Source organism: Verrucomicrobiota bacterium, assembly GCA_016871675.1.
GTDB lineage: Bacteria > Verrucomicrobiota > Verrucomicrobiia > Limisphaerales > VHCN01 > VHCN01.
This window is the reverse complement of the sequence record VHCN01000021.1, coordinates 26646-48236: the sequence shown is the minus strand read 5'-3', so window position 1 is coordinate 48236 and position 21591 is coordinate 26646. Positions and strand designations below refer to the sequence as shown.

Annotated in this window: 13 protein-coding genes; 9 read left to right on the top strand and 4 right to left on the bottom strand. The window is 68.4% G+C overall.

Going from position 1 to position 21591, the window contains the following annotated elements; all coding sequences use genetic code 11:
* Window positions 1–283: hypothetical protein (locus tag FJ386_06850; protein ID MBM3876422.1), on the bottom strand; the 283-nt coding region annotated here is incomplete at its 3' end.
* 120 nt (window positions 284–403) lie between these two features.
* Here FJ386_06850 and FJ386_06845 point away from each other — a divergent pair.
* Genes FJ386_06845 through ald form a run of 3 tightly spaced genes read left to right on the top strand, consistent with a single transcriptional unit; the run spans window position 404 to window position 4569 of the window.
* Complete coding sequence (locus FJ386_06845; GenBank protein ID MBM3876421.1) at window positions 404–2650, top strand: tail-specific protease; 2247 nt, start codon at window positions 404–406, stop codon at window positions 2648–2650.
* A gap of 39 nt (window positions 2651–2689) precedes the next feature.
* Window positions 2690–3415 carry a hypothetical protein gene (locus FJ386_06840; GenBank protein ID MBM3876420.1) on the top strand — a complete coding sequence of 242 codons (726 nt, stop codon included), beginning with the start codon at window positions 2690–2692 and terminating at the stop codon, window positions 3413–3415.
* Between the two features lie 50 nt (window positions 3416–3465).
* A complete protein-coding gene (gene ald, locus FJ386_06835; GenBank protein ID MBM3876419.1) occupies window positions 3466–4569 on the top strand; it encodes an alanine dehydrogenase in 1104 nt (367 codons plus the stop codon).
* Between the two features lie 9 nt (window positions 4570–4578).
* Here the strand turns inward: ald and FJ386_06830 are convergent, their stop codons facing one another.
* A complete protein-coding gene (locus tag FJ386_06830; protein ID MBM3876418.1) occupies window positions 4579–5355 on the bottom strand; it encodes a leucyl/phenylalanyl-tRNA--protein transferase in 777 nt (258 codons plus the stop codon).
* Here FJ386_06830 and FJ386_06825 point away from each other — a divergent pair.
* The 3 genes from FJ386_06825 (at window position 5195) to FJ386_06815 (ending at window position 9947) form a co-directional block, all read left to right on the top strand.
* A complete protein-coding gene (locus FJ386_06825) occupies window positions 5195–5875 on the top strand; it encodes a VanZ family protein (protein MBM3876417.1) in 681 nt (226 codons plus the stop codon). The genes FJ386_06830 and FJ386_06825 overlap by 161 nt on opposite strands.
* Window positions 5872–8286, top strand: coding sequence for a DUF4131 domain-containing protein (locus FJ386_06820; protein ID MBM3876416.1), 2415 nt, complete (start codon window positions 5872–5874; stop codon window positions 8284–8286). The genes FJ386_06825 and FJ386_06820 overlap by 4 nt, the downstream gene beginning before the upstream one ends.
* 290 nt (window positions 8287–8576) lie before the next feature.
* A complete protein-coding gene (locus tag FJ386_06815; protein MBM3876415.1) occupies window positions 8577–9947 on the top strand; it encodes a hypothetical protein in 1371 nt (456 codons plus the stop codon).
* 10 nt (window positions 9948–9957) lie between these two features.
* On the opposite strand, the gene FJ386_06810 is transcribed toward FJ386_06815, so the two are convergent.
* Complete coding sequence (locus tag FJ386_06810) at window positions 9958–10737, bottom strand: class I SAM-dependent methyltransferase (protein ID MBM3876414.1); 780 nt, start codon at window positions 10735–10737, stop codon at window positions 9958–9960.
* 98 nt (window positions 10738–10835) lie between these two features.
* On the opposite strand from FJ386_06810, the gene FJ386_06805 reads away from it, so the two are divergent.
* The 3 genes from FJ386_06805 to FJ386_06795 all read left to right on the top strand — a co-directional run bounded on the left by FJ386_06805 (window position 10836) and on the right by FJ386_06795 (window position 19683).
* Window positions 10836–15077 (top strand): hypothetical protein, encoded by a 4242-nt coding sequence (locus FJ386_06805; protein MBM3876413.1) that lies wholly within the window; start codon window positions 10836–10838, stop codon window positions 15075–15077.
* Between the two features lie 220 nt (window positions 15078–15297).
* Entirely contained in the window at window positions 15298–18249 is a 2952-nt protein-coding gene (locus tag FJ386_06800) for a DUF1549 domain-containing protein (GenBank protein MBM3876412.1), read from the top strand.
* Between the two features lie 42 nt (window positions 18250–18291).
* The gene (locus FJ386_06795; GenBank protein MBM3876411.1) at window positions 18292–19683 is read left to right on the top strand and encodes a DUF1501 domain-containing protein; all 1392 of its coding nucleotides are present in this window, start codon (window positions 18292–18294) and stop codon (window positions 19681–19683) included.
* A 282-nt stretch (window positions 19684–19965) separates the two neighbouring features.
* On the opposite strand, the gene FJ386_06790 is transcribed toward FJ386_06795, so the two are convergent.
* The gene (locus tag FJ386_06790; GenBank protein MBM3876410.1) at window positions 19966–21495 is read right to left on the bottom strand and encodes an acyl CoA:acetate/3-ketoacid CoA transferase; all 1530 of its coding nucleotides are present in this window, start codon (window positions 21493–21495) and stop codon (window positions 19966–19968) included.
* Window positions 21496–21591 lie beyond the last annotated feature (96 nt).

Genomic DNA, 21591 nt, shown 5'->3' with positions numbered 1-21591 from the left:
GATCAATCAGCGTGTTGGCCCACGAGAACTCGAGCTTGTTGATGCCCTTGCGGAACGTGAGCACCCGCGTCTCCTTCACCAGCGTGAGATCGGCGGAGTTGTAGATGGTCAGCTGGACCGTGTCGCGCCCGGGCAAAGTGACCACGTTGATGCGGGCGGAGGCGCCGGGCGCGAACAGGAGCGCCACGGCCAAGGCGAGCGAAAGCCCGGTGCCACCGGGACTCCAGCCACCGCGCATTGAACAAGTCATCGGGTCGTCGTTGGGGCCAGGGCGGTATTGCATCCGGCGCATCAGACGGAATGACGGAGGAAATCCCTCCCGGCAAGCGGATTCTGATCCGGACGCGCCGGCGGCCGCGGCCCCTGTGCGGGGATTGAACAACGCCCGGCGGCGCCGGGTCTGATGGCCATGAACCGTTCGCATTCTGAGTTGCTTCCGGCGCGGAAACGGCCATCTTTCGCCGCAACCATGAAACGAACCCCCGTTCCAGTGTTCGCGCTCTGCATTCTCGCGCTGGCGGCATCCGCCGTCCAGTTTACGCAGGAGCAGGCCGGCAAGATCGCCCAAGCCGTTGGCACGCTGCTTGACACCGCCCACTACAACCGCAAGGCCCGCTTCGACGACACCATCTCGGAATCCTTCCTCAAGAACTACCTGGACTCGCTCGATTACAACCACCTCTACTTTCTGCAGAGCGACGTGGACGAATTCTACAAGCGCTTCGGCCGAAACCTCGACGACCTCACCAACAAGGCCGACGCGTCGCCGGCGTTCGAGATTTTCGGTCGCTTCCTCAAGCGCTCCGACGAGCGAACCGACCTCGCGCTGCGGCTGTTGAAGGAAACGCACGACTTCACCCGCAACGAGACCATCGCCATCCAGCGCAACAAATCCCCGTGGCCCCGGGACGAGACCGACGCCGAGCAACTCTGGCGCGCGCGCATCAAGTATGACCTCCTGCAGGGCCGCTTGAACAAGGACCCGCAGGAGAAAACCGTTGAAAACCTCCGCAAGCGCTACCTGCGCGTGCAGAAAAACTTCCGCGACTTCGAGACCTCGGAAATCCTCCAGACTTACCTTTCGTCGCTCGGGCATGCCTTCGACCCGCACTCGGAGTATATGGCGCCCGAGGATGCGAAGGAATTCGAGGTCAAGAACATCAAGCTCTCGCTCACCGGCATCGGCGCGCTGCTCGAATACGAGGACGGCTACACCAAGATCAAGGCGCTCACGCCCGGCGGACCCGCCGAGAAGAGCAAGCTGCTCAAGCCCGGCGACCGCATCATCGCCGTCGCGCAAGGCGCCGCGGACGCGGTGGATGTCGTCGAGATGCCGCTCACCAAGGTCGTCAACCTCATCCGAGGCAAGCTCGACTCCGAGGTGCGCCTCACCATCATTCCCGCCGGCAGCACGGGCGGGGAGAACCGCATCATCAAGCTCATCCGCAAGGAAATCCCCCTGGCCGACCAGAAGGCCAAGGCGCGGCTCATCGAGCACCCCGATCCCGCGGGCAAGTCGCAGCGCCTCGGCGTCATCAACCTCCCGCAGTTCTACGACAACTGCGCCCGCGACGTCGGCCAGCTCATCGGCCGGCTCCAAAAGGAAAACATCACCGGGCTCGTCCTCGACCTGCGGCGCAACGGCGGCGGTCTGCTCCCCGAGGCCGTTGAACTCACCGGCCTCTTCATCAAGAAGGGGCCCGTGGTGCAAGTCCGCAACCACCGCGGCGAGACCCAAGTCCTCGCGGACGACGACTCGAAAGTCGCCTACGACGGCCCGCTGATCGTCCTCGTGAGCCACCTGAGCGCGTCCGCTTCCGAGATCGTGGCCGCGGCCTTGCAGGATCACGGTCGCGCCCTCGTCGTCGGCGATTCCACCACCCACGGCAAGGGCACCGTCCAGACCCTCCTCCCGCTCAACCAGTATCTCCGCGGCGCCGTCGCCCAGGACCCCGGCAAGCTCAAGTTCACCGTGCAAAAATTCTACCGCGTCGAGGGCACCACCACCCAGAAAATCGGCGTCTCGCCCGCCATCACCCTTCCATCCATCTACGACGTCATGGAAATCGGCGAGGCCAGCCTCCCCAACTGCCTCCCCGCCGACAGCATCAACGCCGTCCGCCACGACGACCTCGAACTCGCCCGACCCTTCACCGCCGAACTCAAGAAGCGCTCCGCCGGGCGCGTCGCCTCCGCGCGCGACTTCGACTACCTCCGCGAGGACATCGAACGCGTGAAGAAACAGCAGGCCGACAAGACCATTTCGTTGAACGAGCAGCAGCGCGTCGCGGAAAGGAAGGAAATCGAGACCCGCGCCGAAGCCCGCAAGAAAGAGCGCGCCGCCCGCGCCACCGCCGACGACAAGGTCTTCGAAATCACCCTCGACACGGTGAAGGAGAACAAGCCCCTCGTGCTCGCCCGCAAAACGCCGCCCGGCGGCGCCTCGGGCGCCGCGAAAGACAACCAACCCATCGCCGCCGCCGCCATCCCCGCCGCCGACCCCGATGCCGACCCCGAGAGCGAGGCTGTGGCCACGGTTGACCCGCACCTGCTCGAGACGTTGAACATCCTCGGCGACTACTGCGAACTGCTCGCCAAGGCGGGCCGCTTGAAGGGCGAGAAACTCGTCCTCACGCCGGCCGCGAAGTGACGCCGGGCCGGGCGGCGCAACGAACCATCCACCCGGGTGTTGACCACTGAAGCATTTCAGACGCAGGCCGCGACCATGCACCGTTTCTTCACGCCACTGCTCCGGGTTCTTTACGGGTTGCTGGCCATCGTGCTCATCGGCCATCACTCGATGCCGCGCCTGCTCGCGAGCCGGTGGAACTGTGAGCGGCTGTATCGCGTGCTCGAAACCGGCGAACCCGCCGCCCGCAAGCACGCCGCGATCGCGCTCGCGCACGTCGGCGGCGAGGAGCAGTTGCTCCGCGCCCTGCAAGCGCCGAATCAGGATTTGCGGCAGCTCGCGGCCGGCGCGCTCTTCGAACTCTGGCTCGGCTCCGCCGGCGCCGCCGCGCGCGCCGACCTGTTCGACGCATTCCAGTCCATCCAGAAGAAGCACCACCACCACGCCCTCGCGATCCTCACGCAGGTCATCCAAATGCACCCGCAGTTTGCCGAGGCGTGGAGCCGCCGCGCCGCGTTGCGCATCAATCTTGGCCAGTTCGACCTCGCCCTCGAGGATGCCCAGCGCGCCGCGATCCTCAACCCCGCCAACTTCGCCGCGTGGCAGGAGATGGCCATCTGCTACATGAAGTTCGGCAGATACGACGCCGCGATCCGCTCGTGGCGCACCTCGCTCCGGCTGATGCCGTTCGATCCGAACGCGCGGCAGATGCTCCGCCATTGCCTCGAACTGCGGCGCGAACCCGCCCGCCCGCTCCCGCCCTCGCGCTGGCGCCAGATCGTTTGAGCCGCGCGTCTTGCCACGTCCACTCGCCCAAGTCACCACGCGCCGTCCTCATGACCATCGCCGTCCCCAAGGAGATCAAGGATCAGGAATACCGTGTCGCACTCCTGCCCTCCGCCGCCTACCAGCTCATCAAGCGCGGGCACGCCGTCGTTGTGCAGCGCGGCGCGGGCGTGGGCTCGGGTTATCCCGACTCTGACTACGAGCAGGCCGGCGCGAAACTGCTCGACACGCCCGCCGAGGTTTTCGCCGCGGGCGACCTCGTCGTGAAGGTCAAGGAGCCGCAACCCTCCGAGATTCCGCTGCTGCGCCCGGGACAACTGCTCTTCACGTATCTCCACCTCGCGGCCAGCCGCGCGCTTACCGACGGACTCGTCCGTTCCGGCGCGACATGCCTCGCCTACGAAACCATCGAGGTCAACCGCCGCCTCCCGCTGCTCGAGCCCATGAGCGAAATCGCCGGCCGCATGAGCGTCCTCGTCGGCGGCTACTTCCTCGCCAAACACTGCGGCGGCAGCGGCGTCCTGCTGGGCGGCGTGCCCGGCGTCCTGCCCGGCAAAGTCATCGTCATCGGCGGCGGCGTCTCGGGCGTGAACGCCGCCCGCATGGCCACGGGACTCGGCGCGGACGTCACCATCCTCGAGGTCGACGTCGAGCGCATGCGCTTCCTTGACATCACGCTCCACACCGCGCACACGCTCTACTCCAACGAGGCGCACCTGATGGAACTTCTCCCCAACGTGGACCTTCTCATCGGCGCCGTGCTCGTCCCCGGGGCGAAGGCGCCGAAGCTCATCCGACGCGACATGCTCCGCCGGATGCGTCCCGGCAGCGTCGTCGTGGACATCGCCATCGACCAAGGTGGATGCTGCGAGACGTCCCGCCCGACGACGCACCACGACCCGGTCTTCGTCGAGGAAGACGTCACCCACTATTGCGTCGCGAACATGCCCGCCGCGTTTGGCCGCACCGCGACGCAGGCGCTCACCAACGTCACCCACCGCTACATCGAGCTGCTGGCGGACTTCGGCCTCGCCGAGGCCTGCCACCGGATGCCCGCGCTCACCGGCGGCATCAACGTCATGTCCGGACGCATCACCTGCAAGGCCGTCGCCGAGGCGCACGGACTTCCATCCGGGCCGGCGGTTCTTTCGTAGGCGCCGCGTTCATGCGGTTCCGGCCCGCGGCGACCCTCCCGTCGCAAACTCGCACGGCACCCGCACGGCCGCCGCCAGCCGGTCGAGATACGCGTCGCGCGAAATCTCCACCGCCCCAAACCGGGCCGTCGTGTCCGTCATCATCTGGATGTCGAACAACGTGAAGCCACGCTCGCGGAGCCGCGCCGCGAGCGACACGAGCGCGACTTTCGACGCGTCGCTCACGCGATGGAACATCGACTCCCCGGCAAACAGCCCGCCGACGGCCACGCCGTAGATTCCGCCCGCGAGTTTGCCGTCCTGCCAGCACTCGACACTGTGCGCGTGGCCGAGTTCGTGCAGCCGCGTGTAAGCCTCGATGAAATCGCGGCTGATCCAATTCCCCGACCGCCGCGCCCGCGCGCACCCCTCCATCACCCCGCGAAAGGCGCGGTTCTCCGTCACCTCGAACGCGCCGCGCCGCATCACCCTCGCGAGGCTGCGCGGCACATGCATCCGGTCGAGCTCGAACACCGCGCGCGGGTCCGGCGACCACCACGTCACCGGATCCACCGTCCACGGGAAAATCCCCGAGCGATACGCGAGCAGCAGGCGCTCCGGCTGCAAGTCGCCGCCGATCGCCACCATGCCGCCGAGGCCGTGCGTCTCCCGCGCTTCACGCGGATCGGGAAACCACAGCCCCCGGTCGAGCAACGCTGGAATGGAATCCGCGGTCGCCACGCGGGGATTGAAGCCCAAGGTCCCATCGCCGGGAAGCGCAATGGGCAGGCGAGCCCTGAATTGCATTGCCCCATGTCACGGGCGTGGCTCTCATCGCGGCGTGGCCCGGCTCCATCCCCTCGTGAAGTATTGGCTCCCGGTCGTGCTTTGGATGGCCGTCATCTTCGGCGGGTCCACCGGCGCGTTGTCCGCGCAACGCACGTCGCGCGTCATCGGGCCGCTGCTCCGGTGGTTCAAGCCGGAAGTCACCGACGACACCATCCGCGCCGTGCAATTCTGCATCCGCAAGACCGGGCACGTGACCGTGTATGCCGTGCTCGCGTGCCTCTGGTGGCGCGCGCGCCGCAAACCGCAGCCCGGCGACACGCGCCCGTGGGACTGGCGCGCCGCCGGTGAATCCGCGCTCGTGGCCGTGCTCTATGCCGCGACGGACGAGTGGCACCAATCGTTCATCCCGTCGCGCGAAGGCTCCGCGTGGGACGTGCTGCTCGATGCCGCGGGCGCGTCGCTCGGGCTCGTGGTGTTGTGGCGCGCCGGCCTGCGTCGGGGCTGGTGGCCGGGGACGGTCAACCGCCGGAGCGAATGAAACGCCCGCTCGTTCCCATCGCGCTCGCTTACGCGGGCGGCGTGCTCGCGGCGCGGGCGTGTCCGGTGGAACTCCCGCTGTGGTGGCTGATCACGGCCGGCGCGCTCATCGCGTCGCTCGCGCTGGCGCGGGCCTCATGGCGCGCCCGGCTGCTCTGGCCGCTGCTCGTCGCCGCCGGTTGCGCGAATCTCACCTCGCGCACGGCCATTCTCTCGCGGCACGACCTGCGCGCGGCGGCCGGGTCCGCGGCCGAACTCGTCGCGCTTCGCGGCTCGCTTGCCGAAACGCCGAAGCACCGCGTGTTCATCCAGCACGAGGAAGAGGCCGTCCGCACGCATGCCGTCATCGAGGTCACGGAACTTCGCCGCGACGGGGCGTGGCTTCCCGCCACCGGCCGCGTGGCGGTGACGACTCCCGGCGCGATGGACGGGGCGTTCTTCGGCGGGCGCGGCGTCGAGGCGTTCGGCGTGCTGCATCGCCCGAAGGCGGCGGCGGCTCAAGGGCTGTTCGACTATCGCGAGCACCTGCGCTGGCTGGGCATTCACTTCCAGCTCGACACGAAGGGCACGAACGACTGGCGGCTCGCGCCCGCCGCCGCCGCGCCTGCGCCGCCGATGACGGACCGGTTCTTCAACTGGGCGCAACGCACGCTGGCGCGCGGGCTGGCCGCCGAGGACGAATCGTTGCGGCTCCTCTGGGCGATGACGCTCGGGTGGAAGACCGCGCTCACGGACGAAGTCAGCGAGCCGTTCATGCGTTCGGGCACGATGCACATCTTCGCCATCAGCGGGCTGCACATCGCGCTCATCGCGGGAATCCTCGTGGCGCTGCTGCGCGTGGCGCAGGTGCCGCGCGCGTGGTGCGGGCTGGTGGTGGTGCCGCTCATCTGGTTTTACACCGGGGCGACGGGCTGGCAGGCGAGCGCGATCCGCTCGACCATCATGATGACCGTCATCATCGCCGGCTGGTCGCTGCGCCGGCCGGGCGACTTGCTCAACTCGCTCGCAGCGGCGGGCGTCATCATCCTCGTGTGGCAGCCGGAGCAGCTCTTCCAGGCGAGCTTCCAGCTCTCGTTCTTCGTCGTGCTGAGCATCGCGCTGCTGGTGCCGCCGTTCGAGGAGCGGTCTTGGAAATGGCTCAAGCACGACCCGATGCTGCCGGATGAACTGCGTCCGCGCTGGCGGCGCATGCTGGACCGTCCGCTGCACTGGCTGGCGTCAAGTATCGCGACATCGCTCGCGGCGTGGCTCGGGTCGCTGCCGCTCACGGCGTATTACTTCCACCTGTTCACCCCCGGGAGCCTCGTCGCGAACGTGCTCGTCGTGCCGCTCAGCGCGTTGGCGCTCATGGCGAACCTCGGCGCGCTCGTGTGCGGCGGCTGGCTGCCGTGGCTCACGGAGCTCTTCAACCACAGCGCGTGGCTCTGGATGTCGCTCATGGTGCGCGTCAGCGAGTGGACCGCGACGCTGCCCGGCGCGTGGACTTACACGCGCCCGCCGACGGCGTTTGAGTTCATCGCGTTTTATGCGCTCGTGATGCTTACGGTGAGCGGCTGGCTGTTCGCGCCCGGGCGGCGGCGGCGCGTCGCCGTGGCGGTCGCGCTGCTCGTGGTGTGCTGGGGCGCGGGGCTCCTCCGCGAACGGGCGACGGCGAAGATCACCGTGCTGGCGGGTGCCAACGCGATCTTTGCCGATGCGCCGGGGAGCGCGGACGATTTGCTGGTGGATACCGGCGCGGAGGGCGCGGCGAATTTCATCGTGAAGCCGTTCCTCCGCGGGCAGGGCGCGAACCGTGTGACGACGCTCGCCCTCACGCACGGTGATCTCCGGAATGTCGGCGGGTTCACGAACATCGCCGCCGTGTTCCAACCCGTCGGCGTGGTCACAAGCGGCGTGCGGTTCAGGTCGCCGGCGTATCGGGGCATTGCGGCCTCGCTTGAAAGTTCGCCCGGCCGCTGGCGACAAGTGAAGCGCGGCGACACCGTGTCCGGCTGGACCGTGCTCCACCCGGAAGGAACGGAGAGATTCACGCAGGGCGACGACAGCGCGCTCGTGCTGCGCGGCGAATTCCACGGCACCCGCGTGCTGTTGCTCTCCGACCTCGGCAAGCCTGGCCAGCTCGCGCTGCTCGACAGCGGGCAGGACTTGCGCGCGGCCATCGTCGTCGCCGGCATGCCGACGCAGGGCGAGCCGCTGGCGGTTGCGCTGCTCGACGCCGTGAAGCCGCGGGCGATTGTGCTTCAGGACAGCGAGTATCCGGCTCAGCGCCGCGCCCCGAAGCAGCTGCGCGACCGTCTCGCCAGCGACGGTGTCCCGCTGTTCATCGCAACGGCGGACGGGACGACGGTGATTGAAGTGAAGCCTGGTGGAGTCACCGTCCGCGCCCCCGGCCGGCCGGCGGTGAATTGGTAGCGACAGGCAGGATGCCTGCCTCCGATGGCCCGCGGTTGCCGGGCTCCTCCCACGCGGTGCGAAGGTGCTTCGCGGTCAGCCGCACGCTCACGGAAGCGCTTCAGGCCGCGAGTCCCTGTGTTCAGTCGCTCGACACCTCTCGCCCCATCTCTCTCCCCTTGTCGGACGAGGGGAGAGGGTGCCCGAAGGGCGGGTGAGGAGTGACGGGAAACTCGAATCAGCTGGATGAGGTTCACACTCACGACTGGCGGAGTGGACATCCCGGCGCGTCCGTTTCAAACTCGGTCATCATGAAACCCCATTTGCGCTTCGTGCTTTGCCTGTTCGCCACGTTTGCTGCGTCCGCTGCCGGGCCCGCACCGGCGCCGTGGAAGGCCGGCGTCGCCACGGTCGTCATCACCCCCGGCACGAACATGTGGATGGCCGGCTACGCAAGCCGCACCAACACTTCGAGCGGCTCCTTCAACGAACTCCGCGCCAAGGCGCTCGCGATCGAGGACGCCGGCGGGGCGCGAATCGTTTTCGTCACGCTTGATCTCATCGGCGTGCCGCGCTCGCTGCGGCTCGGCTTGGAGAAGCGGTTGAAAGACACATTCAATCTCCCGCCGGAGGGACTGCTTCTCAACGCCTCGCACACGCACAGCGGGCCGGAGTTCCGCGTCGGGCGCGCGCCCGCGGACGACGGCGAGTTCAAACCGAGCACGCTCGGCGAACGCTACGGCGTGGAGCTGGAGACCAAGTTGTTCAAGCTCATCGGCGACGCGCTGGCGGCGGGCGCGCCCGCGAGGGTCGGCTTCACGCGCGCCCGCTGCGGCTTCGCGATGAACCGCCGCCTGCCGACGCCGACCGGCTACGCGAACAGCCCGAATCCCGACGGTCCCGTGGACCACGACGTGCCGGTGCTGCGCGTGGACGCCGCGGACGGCACGCTGCGCGCGGTGCTCTTCGGCTATGCGTGCCACAACACGACGCTCGCGCTCTACAAGTTCAGTGGCGACTACGCGGGATTCGCGCAGGAGTTCATCGAGGCGGACAACCCGGGCGTCACCGCGCTCTTCATGACGGGCTGCGGCGGCGACCAGAACCCGTATCCGCGCGGCACCGTGGACCTCGCGAAACAACACGGCCGCACGCTGGCCACGGCGGTCGGCGCCGCGCTGTTGCCGAAGCCGAAGCCGCTCGCGGGCAACCTGCGCGCGGCGTTCGCGACGATTGACATCGCCTACGCGCCGCTGCCGACTCGCGACGAGTTCACGAAGCGCCTCGACTCGAAGGACCGCTACGAGAAGCAGCACGCCGAGCGGATGCTCGCGAAGCTCGACGAGGGCGGGACGCTGCCGGCGACGTATCCGTATCCCGTGCAAGTGGTGCGTTTCGGCAACGACCTCGCGCTTGTGGCGCTGGGCGGCGAGGTGGTGGTGGACTACGCGACGCGGCTCAAAAAGGAGCTCGGCGCGGGCGCGGCGAGCGTGTGGGTCGCCGGCTACTCCAACGACGTGATGGCTTACATCCCGAGCCGCCGCGTCCGTGAGGAAGGCGGCTACGAGGCCGGGGGCGCGATGCGGTTCAGTGCCACGCACCCCGGGCCGTGGGCGCTGACGCTCGAGGAGAGAATCGTGGACACGGTCCACGAACTGAACAAGCGCCTGCTCGCGAAGTGATCGTCGGTGGCTACGGCTTCCGCGCCACCAGGGTGAGCCGCTGCCCCCACCAGACGATCGAGCTGTCTTCGTCCGACACCCGAAAGACACGCAGCGCGGCCTCCGGGGCGTTGGCGACGAGGTCGCGCACGCGCGCGCGGTTTTCCGGCGGCGTGGCGGCGGATTCGAAATACGATTCAAGGTCAGGCATCTTGAAGCCGTGCAATCCGGCGAAAGCCACGCGCAACCCGGCCGCTTCGCACAGTCGGGCCCACGCGCCCGGTGTGAGCAGGCGGTTGTGGCTCGGGTCGCGGAGCTTTTCGACGCGGTGCATCCACGCCTCCGCCTCGGGCTCGCCGTCCTCCACGCTGCCGTCAATGAGCAGGAAGCGCCCGCCCACGCGCAGCACACGCGCGGACTCGCGCACGAACTTCTCCGGCGAACGGAAGTGGTGCGCGGCGACACGGCAACTGACGAGGTCGAAGCTCGCGCCGGCATACGGCAGTTCCTCCGCCGCGTGCCGGCGCGTTTCGACGTCCAACCCGCGTTCGAAGGCCTCGGCTTTTGCCCGCTCGAGCCTCGGCGCCGCGCTGTCCGCGAGCGTGACGCGGTGGCCGAGCGACGCGAAGTAAAGTCCCGTGTGGCCCGCGCCGCATGCGACATCGAGCACACGCGAGCCGGGCGCGAGTTCGAGCCAGGGAACCGCCGCCTGCACGTCGGACACGTTTTCCAACACGTGCCCCGCGCCGCAGCGATGGCTGCGCCTGCCAAACTGCTCCTGCGCGGCTTGTTGGATGGGGTCCAGTTCCATGCCGGTCACGATGCTTCGTGGACGTAGGATTCGTCCAGCACGGATCGAGTTGGCTCGACGGCACGGAGTCTCGCGCCTACGGTGTGAGCCGTTCGCCCTTGAATCCGCTGTTCCAGCGCCGGCTTCGCCGCGCCGCGGCCCTCGCGGCGGTGTGCGCGCTTCGCTTCACCGCGGGCGCCGACCAGGTCGTCCTTACCGAAGTCATGCACGACCCGCCGCGCGGGCAGCCGGCGTGGGTCGAGGTGTGGAACCAGACGGCGACGCCGTTCGACATCGCGAACTGGCGGCTCACCGGCTCGATTGATTTCGCGTTCCCGGATTTTAACGCGACCAACGCGGGCGCGTCCTTCCTCCGCGCCTTCGAACGCATCGTGGTTTCCAGCGCGACGCCCGAGGCCATGCGCGCGGCCTACACGAATCTGCCGCCCAACGCGCGCGTCTTCGGGCCGTGGACGGGGCGGCTCCTGCCCGCGGGAGACCGGCTCTCGCTCAAGGACCGGAATGGCGTCACGGTCTGCACCGTGCAGTGGTCCGACCGCGGCCGGTGGTCGCCCGCGGCGAAGGGCACGGGCCACACGCTCGTGCTGCGCGACAGCAACAAGCGCGTGGACGACTGGCGCAACTGGAGCGTGAGCGCGCGGCCGCTCGGCACGCCGGGCTTCGAACCTCCGCCGGGCACGGCCGAGACGGCGCGAAGCTCCGCACCTGGGACAAACGCCGCGGGCACGCGCCTGCTCGAATTCACGGACTCGTGGCGTTACTGGGGCGCGGCCGCGCCGGTGGATTCGCGATGGCGCGAAGCGAACTTCAACGACGCGGCGTGGCCGCAGGGCGCGGGCCTGCTCGGGTTCGCAGGGGTCGAGATTCCCGCGCCGGGACTGCGCACACGGCTGCAGCCCGGGCCGCTCGCGTATTATTTCCGGCGCGCCTTTGTGTTCAATGGGGACACGTCGAAAGGGCAGGTCACATTCGATGCGTTCCTCGACGACGGCGCGGTGATCCACTTGAACGGCCGCGAAGTCGCGCGCGTGCGGATGCCCGCCGGTGCGGTCGCGCGCGACACGCCCGCGGAAGCCGGCGTGGGCACGGCGGAGGAAGAACGCGGCGTGTTCACGGTGCCGGCGAGCGCGTTCGTGCGCGGCGCAAACGTGCTCGCGGTCGAGGTGCACCAGATCGGACCGCAGAGTTCGGACATCGTGTTCGGGCTGCGGGCGACGCTCGACGCGGCCACGCGCGCGACGAACGCGCCCATTGCGATGCCCAGTCCAGCCGGACTTCTCGGACCCGTGCGATTGAACGAGCTGCAATTCGCGCCGCGCGGCGGGGTCGAGTGGGTCGAGCTGTGCAACCCGTCCAAGCAGGCCGTCCCGCTCGACGGCCTCTTCCTCGCCTCGCGCGCGGATTTCGCGGACAAGGTCCCGCTCGGCGGCACGCTGGCCGCGGGGGCGTGCCGGAGTTGGGCCGCGCCGTTTTACACGCGCGACAACGAGATCACGCTGTTCATCGTCGACGCCGGGGGATGCGTGCGCGATGCCGAGACCTTCGTGCAGCCGCGCGCGGGCCGGAACGTGCAGGCGTTTCCCGACGGCGCGAAGGAGTGGTTCGCGGGCGACAAGCCGACGCGCGACGCGACGAATCATCCCTCGCGGCAGACCGACATCGTCATCAACGAGCTGTTCTTTGACCCGCCGTATCCGCACAAGAAACTCGGGTTCATCGAGCTCTACAACCGCGGCCGCGCGCCGGTGAACCTCGGCGGCTGGGCGTTTACGGAGGGCGTCTCGTTCACATTCCCGCGCGGCGCGAAGCTCGCGCCCGGTGCGTTCCTTGTGGTGGCGCAGGACGCGTCGCGGCTGCGCGGCGTGCACGGGAACATCGAGGCCACCGGGAACTTCAGCGGCAGGCTCGACCACGACGGCGACCTCGTGCGGCTCGTGGATGACCGCGGCAACCTCGCGGACGAGGTGGACTTCCGCGTCGGCGGCGACTGGCCCGAACTCACGCGCGGCGGCGGCAGCAGCATGGAACTGCTCCATCCCGCGCTCGACAACGCGCGCGCCTCGGCGTGGCGCGACAGCGACGAATCCGCCAAGAGCGAGTGGCGAGAATTCAAGTGCTCGGGAATCTACCAGCAGCTTCGCGCGGACGGCGCGCCGGCCGATTTCAAGGAACTGCACTTCCACCTCGTCGGCGACGCTCACATCGCGCTGCGACACATCCAGCTCCTGAAAAACGGCGAGGGCACGAACCTGCTCGCGAACGCGGGCCGTCTCTCGACGAATGGCACGGGCGCGAACGGATGGCTCGCGCAGGGCAATCACTGGGCGAGCTTCGCGACGAACGGCGAGCTGCACCTCGTCGCGGACGGCCACGGCGACAACCGGCCGAACCGCGCGGAGCTTGACTGTCCCGCGATCGAAAGGGGCCAGCGCTACGAACTTCGGTTCGAGGCGCGGTGGGTTTCGGGCACGCCGCGGCTCATCGCGCAGTCGTGGGACCACAGCCTCGGCGATTCGTTTCTCATCGCGCCGCCGATGGCGCTCGGCACGCCGGGCCGGCCGAATTCCCGCCAGCTCGCGGCGCCGCCGCCGCAGGTGGACGACCTTCGCCACAGCCCCGCGGTGCCGAAGAGCAGGGACGCCGTGAAGATCACCGCGAGAGTCGCGGGCGCGGTGCCGCTCGCGCCCGGCGCGGTCAGGTTGTTCCACCGCGCGGACAGCGACGCGGGCAACCTGCCGTGGGAATCAAAGCCGATGTTCGATGACGGCACGAACGGCGACGAGCTCGCGGACGACGGCGTGTTCACCGCGGAGTTGACCGAGCATCGCGCGAACGGGCGCGTGGTGCAGTTCTTCGTGGAGGCGGGCGAGCCCGCGGCGGGCACGCGGCTCCCGAGGCGCGGCGCGGCGTGGCCGGCGATGTTCGTGGTGGACGACCGCGCGGTGCCGCGCGACCTGCGCGTGGCGCGCTACGTCGTTTCGGCCTACGACTACGGCGCGATCAACAACGGCGCGTCGGCGAAGTATGCGGGCAGGTTCCCGCGGCTCTCGAATCACTACTTCAACTGCACGTTCATCCACGACGAGCGCGACATCTTTTACGGCGGCGAAGTGCGGACGGCGGGCAGCCCGTGGACGCGGGGCGGCGACTTGAGCCGCGGGAAACTCAAGCTGCCGCGCGACCGGCCGTTCCGGGGCCACACCAAGTTCACCTACGACAACGACGCGGACGGCGGGAACCGTTTCCACAATCGCATCACCCGCTACTGGCTCTACCTGCTCGGTGAACCGGCGAGTGAGAACGAGTTCATCCGCGTGGTGCTCAACGGCTGGGCCACGCTTTTCCGCGAGGAAACCGAGCCCGTGGGCAACGAGTTTCTTGACCGCATCTTTCCGCGCGGCCGCAACGGGGATCTCTATCGCATCGATGACGAGTGGTGGTTCACCGATGGATGGGGCCAGGCGCCGCAGGACGCGAACTGGGTTTACAAGGGCACCGACCATGCCATCCGCTATCGCACGGAGTGGATGAAGCGCACGAACGAGGCGGAGGACGATTTCACGGCGCTTGTGGGGCTCTTCAAACTGATCAGCGACCCGAAGTCCACGCGCGAGCAGATCGAACGCGTGCTCGACCCGGAGTCGCTCGCCAAAACCATCGCGGTGCGTGGCTACATCGGCGACTGGGACACGTTCGTCATGCACCGCGGCAAGAACGGCTACTTCTACCGGCGGCCCACGGACGGGCGCTTCATGTTCCTGCACTGGGACAGCGACCTGGGCTTCGATGCGAACGGCAGCTTCTGGGGCGGGCGTGTCGAATGGTGGGTCAACAAGCCGTGGAACCGCCGCCTCTGGGCTGGCTACATGGTCGAGATGCTCGACAACTACACGAAGAACTCCGCGCGCTTCAATGCGTGGCTGCAAGCCGAGGAGGACGCGAGCGCGTCCTTCACCGTGGATGCGAACCAGTATCGGAACTTCGCCGCCGTCCGCGAAGGCAAGGCGCTCGGCGCGCTGGGGCCGAATGCCAGGCTGGCTTTCTCACTTGCGACGACGAACGGCGTTCCGATTCCCAACCCTCCCGCGCCGGTCTCGACGCACGAGGAGTCGGTCACGCTTCGCGGCGTCGCGCCTTACGGCGTGGTGCACGTATTTGTGGCCTCGCGCCCGACGCAGCGCGCGGAGTGGCCGGGAGACACGGCGTGGATCCTGCCTCGAGTCGCGCTCAGTCCGGGCGAGAACACCTTCACGATCATCGGCGCCAACCAATGGGGCCGGACCTTGCGCGACCTGAAAGTCACCGTCGTGCGCACAAACGGGATTCCGGGCGGTCGGTGAACCCGCGCCCGTGCGCAAATGGGGCGAACCGGTGGTTGCGCACCCGGGTGGAACCTGCGCAAGGTTTGCGCGCGGGATCATCCGCGTAACCGAAGCCGTTCCACCGCGTCGTCATGCATATGCAGCGTTGCTTGCATCGATTTCGGGCAAACATGAGTTCGCGCAAGACCTTGGCAGGCCGCCTGCTCACTGCACCTGCGCAATCCCTGATCCCCAGAACATGAACCTGAAGTCTCTCTCCCTCTGCCTCGCCCTCGGCTTGGCGGCACCGCTCCTCGTCCTCGCGCAGCAGCAGAAGGGCCCGACCTTTGGCCCGAAGGGAATCCAGAAGGGCGCGCCCGGCGACCCCGACGGCGCGTTCCGCCTGCTCGACTCAAATCGCGACGGCCGGGTGGACAAGGCCGAGTTCGGCCGCATCGCGGAGATTTCACCGCGCTTCAGCGGCCAGCGTGACGGGCTTGATGCGATCTTCCAGTCGCTCGACAAGAACGGCGACAAGCAACTCACGCTCGACGAATACCGCGGCGTCACCGCGCTCCAGCTTGCCGGCAAGCGCATGCTCGACGACCCGACGAAGAAGGCCTCGACAGCCACGGCTCCGACGACGACGGCGTCCAACGAGCGCGCGCCGACGGCGGAAGAATCGAGGTTCTTCGAGTCGAAGATCCGGCCCGTGCTCGCCGACAAGTGCTACAAGTGCCACTCCGCCGCCGAGGGCAGCAAGGTCAAGGGCGGCCTCGCGCTCGACTCGCGCGAAGGCACGCGCAAGGGCGGCGATTCCGGGCCCGCGGTCGTTCCCGGCAACCCCCGCCGCAGCCTGCTGCTCGACGCGATTCGCTACGCGAACAAGGACCTCCAGATGCCTCCCGAAAAGGAAGGCGGCAAACTCCCGGACACCGTCATCAAGGATTTCGAAGCGTGGATCGCGATGGGCGCGCCCGATCCGCGGGCGGGTGGCGTCGTGGCGAAGAAGGACTACGACGCCTCGAAGGCGAAAGATCACTGGGCTTACCAGCCGCCGAAGAAATCTCCCGTGCCCGCCGTGAAGAACACTTCATGGCCGCGGGGAGACGTTGACCGCTTCGTGCTCGCTGCGCTTGAGTCAAAGGGCCTCGCCCCCGTGTCCGACGCCGACAAGCTCACGCTCGTGCGACGGGTTTACTTCGATTTGATCGGGTTGCCGCCGTCGTTCGCCGAGATCACGGCGTTCGTGGAGGACAAGTCGCCCGAGGCTTTCGCCAAAGTCGTGGACAAGCTGCTCGCGTCTCCGCAATTCGGCGAGCGCTGGGGCCGCCACTGGCTCGACGTCGCGCGCTACGCCGAGTCCTCCGGCAAGGATGTGAACGTGGCCTTCCCGCACGCGTGGCGCTATCGCGACTACGTCATCGCCGCGTTCAACGCCGACAAGCCCTACGACCGCTTCGTGCAGGAGCAGATCGCGGGCGACTTGCTGCCCGCGACGGACCCGCGCAAGAGCGCCGAGCAGATTGTGGCCACCGGATTCCTCGCCATCGGCACCAAGTCCATGAACGAGCAGAACCCGCGGCAGTTCTACCTCGACGTCGCGGACGAGCAGATTGACACGATGTCGCAGGCGATCCTCGGCACGACCATCGCGTGCGCGCGGTGCCACGACCACAAGTTCGACCCCATCGCGCAGAAGGACTACTACGCGCTCGCCGGGATTTTCACGTCCACCGAGACACGCTACGGCACGGCGCAGGGCATCCAGAACCGCCACGCGACCGAGCTCGTCGAGCTTCCGAAGGGCGCCGCCGCGCCGACGCTGGGCCGGGCGATGTCGGCGGACGAATTGCAGAAGTCGCAGAAGAAGCTCGCCGACTATCGCGAGCAGCAGCGCGGCATGTTGGGCGACATGGCGAAGCAGAAAGGCAAAGGCCCGCCAACGAAGCAGGACAACGACCCGCAGCGCCAGCTCGAACGGCTCCGCCTCATCGCCGAGTCCGGCGCGCTCGACGCGAAGCTCAAGATGTATGACGAATCCGGCCAGGAGAAGGCGCTCGCGATGGGCGTGCGCGACCTCACCGCGAGCCGCGCCACGGCGATGGTCGGCGGATTGCAGCGCCTCGGGCAGGGACGCTTCGGCGGCATCCGGCCCCCGGAGTTCGGCGCCATCGGCGACGCATCGCTCTACACGCGCGGCGATGTGGACAAGCCCGCCGAGAAGGTCGCGCGCGCCTTTCCCGTCGCGCTCACGCACTCGACCCCGCCGCGCATCCCCGCGGGCGCGAGCGGGCGGCGGGAACTCGCGCAGTGGCTCACGGACTCGAACAACCCGCTCACCGCCCGCGTGTATGTGAACCGCGTGTGGGGCTGGCTCTTCGGCCGCGGTCTCGTGGATTCACCGGACAACTTCGGCACGACAGGGGCCAAGCCCGCGAACCCGCCGTTGCTCGACACGCTCGCGGTGCGCTTCATCGAGAACGGCTGGTCCACCAAGAAGCTCATCCGCGAGATTGTCCTCAGCCGCGCCTACCAGCTCTCGGGCGCGTTCAACGAAACGAACCATGAGGCCGACCCCGACAACGCGCTGACCTGGCGCGCGAGCACGCGGCGGCTCGACGCCGAGTGCATCCGCGATGCGATGCTCGCGGTGAGCGGCGCCCTCGATCTCAAGCCGCCGGTCGGCTCGGTCGTGGCGCGTGCCGGCGACATGCCCATCGGCGGGCCGCGCCTGCTTGGGCTCGGTGAGTCGCAAATCAACGCGGAGGATCTTCACCGCTCGGTCTATCTGCCGATTGTGCGCGACATGGTGCCGGACACGCTCGCGCTGTTCGACTTCCCCGAGCCGAGCCTCGTGAGCGGCGCACGCGAGACGACCAGTGTGCCCGTGCAGGCGCTCTACATGATGAACAGCGACTTCGTGCGCCACCGCGCCGAGCAGCTTGCGCAGCGCGTGACGGGCTGGAAGTCGGCGACAACTCCGGCCGATGCCGCCGCGCAGTTTCGCGAGCGCGTGAACGTGGCCTACTGGCTGGTGTTCACGCGTCCGCCGAATGCGAACGAGCAGCAGGCCGCGGCGGATTTCTTCACGAAGTTCAACAGCGGCCCCGGCCGGGGCAGCGCGAACAGCCCCGCGCTTCAGGTGGCCGCGTGGACGGGGTTCTGCCGCGCGCTGATGGCGAGCGCGGAGTTTCGCTACTTGAACTAGCAGCCGGCACAGACGCGCAGGACTGATACGACCTATCTCAACATGAACACACATCCGGCATTCCCCTGCCAGCGCCTCGCGCCCTTGTTCACGCGGCGCGACGCGCTCAAGGGCGTCTCCTGCGGCTTCGGCTATCTCGCCTTCGCCGGCATCGCCACGCGCGCGGCGGCGGCCGACAAGCCGCTCGCGCCCAAGCAGCCGCACTTCGCCGCGAAAGCGAAGCGAGTCATCTTCCTCTGCATGCGCGGCGGGCCGTCGCATGTGGACACGTTCGACTACAAGCCCAAGCTCGTCGCCGATGACGGCAAGCCCGGCTCGCGCCCCGGCAGCACGTGGATGGCGCCGAGGTGGAAGTTCGCGCAGCACGGCAAGTCCGGCCTGTGGATTTCCGAGCTGTTTCCGAGCCTCGCCGCGCACGCGGACGAGATGTGCCTTGTGCGCTCGATGCACACGGATCTGCCCGCGCATCCGCAGGCGTTCCTGCGGCTGCACACGGGCAGCTCGCAGTTCGTGCGGCCGTCGCTTGGCGCGTGGACGCTCTACGGGCTCGGCACGGAGAACGAAAACCTGCCCGGCTTCATCACGATCACGCCTCCGTCGGGATTTGGCGGCGCGCAGAATTACGGCAGTTCCTTCCTGCCCGCGATCTACCAGGGCACGCGCATCGGCGCGGACAACCGGCCCATCGCGCAGGCCGAGGTGAAGAACATCAAGCCGCCCGTCACCACCGCGGCGCAGCGGCTCGAACTCGACCTCGTGCAGACGCTGAACCGCGAGGCGCTTCGTCGCGATCCGAACAACACGGAGATCGAGGGCGTGATCGAGAGCTACGAACTCGCGTTCCGCATGCAGACGCAGATCCCCGGCCTGATGGACCTGACGAAGGAGAGCGACGCGACCAAGAAACTCTACGGCCTCGGCACGAACGCGACGGACGACTTCGGGCGCAAGTGCCTGCTCGCGCGGCGCTATCTCGAGGCGGGCGTGCGCTTCGTGGAGATTTGCCATGGCAACTGGGACCAGCACTTCGGCCTCACGCGCGCGCTCGAGAACAACTGCACCGCGATTGACAAACCCATCGCCGGGCTGTTCGCTGACCTCAAGCAGCGCGGCCTGCTCAAGGACACGCTGATCGTGTGGGGAGGCGAGTTTGGCCGCACGCCGTATGCGCAGGGCAGCGACGGCCGCGACCACAACAACAAGGGCTTCACGCTCTGGATGGCGGGTGGCGGCGTGAAGGGCGGCACGAGCCACGGCTCGACCGACGACCACGGCGCCGAGGCGGTGCAGGGCAAGGTGCACATCCATGACTGGCACGCGACGATGCTGCACCTGCTCGGGCTCGACCATGAGAAGCTCACCTACCGCTACGCCGGCCGGGACTTCCGGCTCACAGACGTGAAGGGCGAAGTGGTGAAGGGCGTGATCGCATAGCGGTTCGTCCTTGTCCGCGTGGTCGGATTCCAGGCCGCGGGACGGGCGTGAGGAGTTATCGCTCAACACCGGTTGCGGCGCGGCCGGAGCCAGACGTCCAATGACGAGGACGGGCGTGCCGTGCCAGAACTTCCACGCCGATCCAAGGCGCACGTGGGCCGAGGTGTAATTGCCGCCAACGCCGGCGTAGGCGCCCAGCTTGAGGCAGCCGCCCGCCTTGCTGGGCGCCGCCGTCGCTGACGCGGGGACGGTAGGGGCGGCGGGCCGATCGTTCCCGCCGGTTCACGGCGCGAAGCACGCCCCGGGCATCCGGCCCGGCGACGAAATCCGGGCGGGAAACTCCATCCGCCCCGACACGTCCCCGGCGAGGTCGATGCCGGGCGCGGCTTCGACCAGGTGCAGGCCATCTTCGCGCAATTCGAACACGGCGCGCTCCGTGACGTAGAGCACACGCTGCCCGCGCGCGAGCGCGGAGGGTCCGTGGAAGCACACTTGCGCCACGCGCCGGACGAACTTCGCCTTCGCGCCTTCGCGCACGATGCGCAGCAAGCCGTCGCGCGCCTCGACCTCGAGGCCGGCCGCGCGGAACGGACACGCAAAGACCACGCGCTTCGCGCTGTGGGTGATGTTCACAAACCCGCCGACGCCCGCGAACCTGCCGCCGCCCATCGTGCTCACGTTCACGCTGCCTTCCGCGTCCACCTCGAGCGCGCCGAGCACGGCCACGTCCAGTCCGCCGCCGTCGTAGAAATCAAACTGCGCCGGCTGGTCCACCACCGCCTCGGGATGCGCGCTGCAACCGAAGCTGAGCCCGCCCGCGGGCACGCCGCCGATGGGCCCGCTTTCGAGCGTGAGCGTGAATTCGCCTAGCCGGCCGGCCTGCGCCGCGACGGCCGCGACGGCCTCGGGCGCGCCGATGCCGAGGTTTACGATGTCGCCGCGCCGGATTTCCATGAGGGCGCGCAGGCCGATGATTCTCCGCTCGGCGGGAAGTCTGGCCGCCGCCATGGCCGCGCCCGGCGTGCTCGTCACATAGCTTTCGTTGAAGCTCTCCCCAAATGTCTGCTCGTGCCCGTGTCCGGGGGATTCGACGACGAAGTCCACGAGGATGCCCGGCACGCGCACGGACTTCGGGTCCGCGATGCGATCGATGAGGTGCTCGACTTGGGCCAGGACAATGCCGCCGTGATTTTTCGCGGCCTGCGCGATGGGCAGGACTTCGCCGATGAGCGCCTCGCGTTCGAGCGTGAGGTTGCCGCGCGCGTCCGCAGTCGTCGCACGAATCAGGCCGACATGCACCGGGAATGACCGGTAGCGGAGCCAGTCGCCGTCATCGAGGCGGACGCGCTCGACGAGGGGCTCGGTGGTTCGAGCATTCAACCGGCCGCCGCCGTGGGCGGGGTCGATGAACGTGTTCATGCCGGCCTTCGTGAAGATGCCGGGGCGCCTGGCGGCGATCTCGCGAAGCAGCGCGCAGAGCACGCCCTGCGGGAGGTTGTAGCCCTCGATGTCGTTCGCGAGAACCATCCGGCCGAGCTTCGGCGCGAGATCCCAATGGCCGCCGACGACGCGCTTCAACAACCCGCGATGCGCGAGGTGGTTCAGTCCGCGCTCCCCGCGGTCGCCCTGGCCGGCGCAATACACGAGCGTGAGGTCGCGCGGCGCGCCGGTGCGGAGAAAGTGCGCCTCGAGCGCGGCCGTCAGCGCTTCCGGATGTCCCGCGCCGACGAAACCGCCGACGGCCACGGTCGCGCCGGACGGAATCGCGGCCACGGCTTCATCCGCGGTGACGATGCGCGCGGGAGCCCTCATGGGAATTGGCGGTTGCCAATGGCCGACGTCCGGTTGGCCGGACGAAAGGGCGGGCGCGGTTTCCCGCTTCGCAATCCGCCATCCGAAATCCGCAAG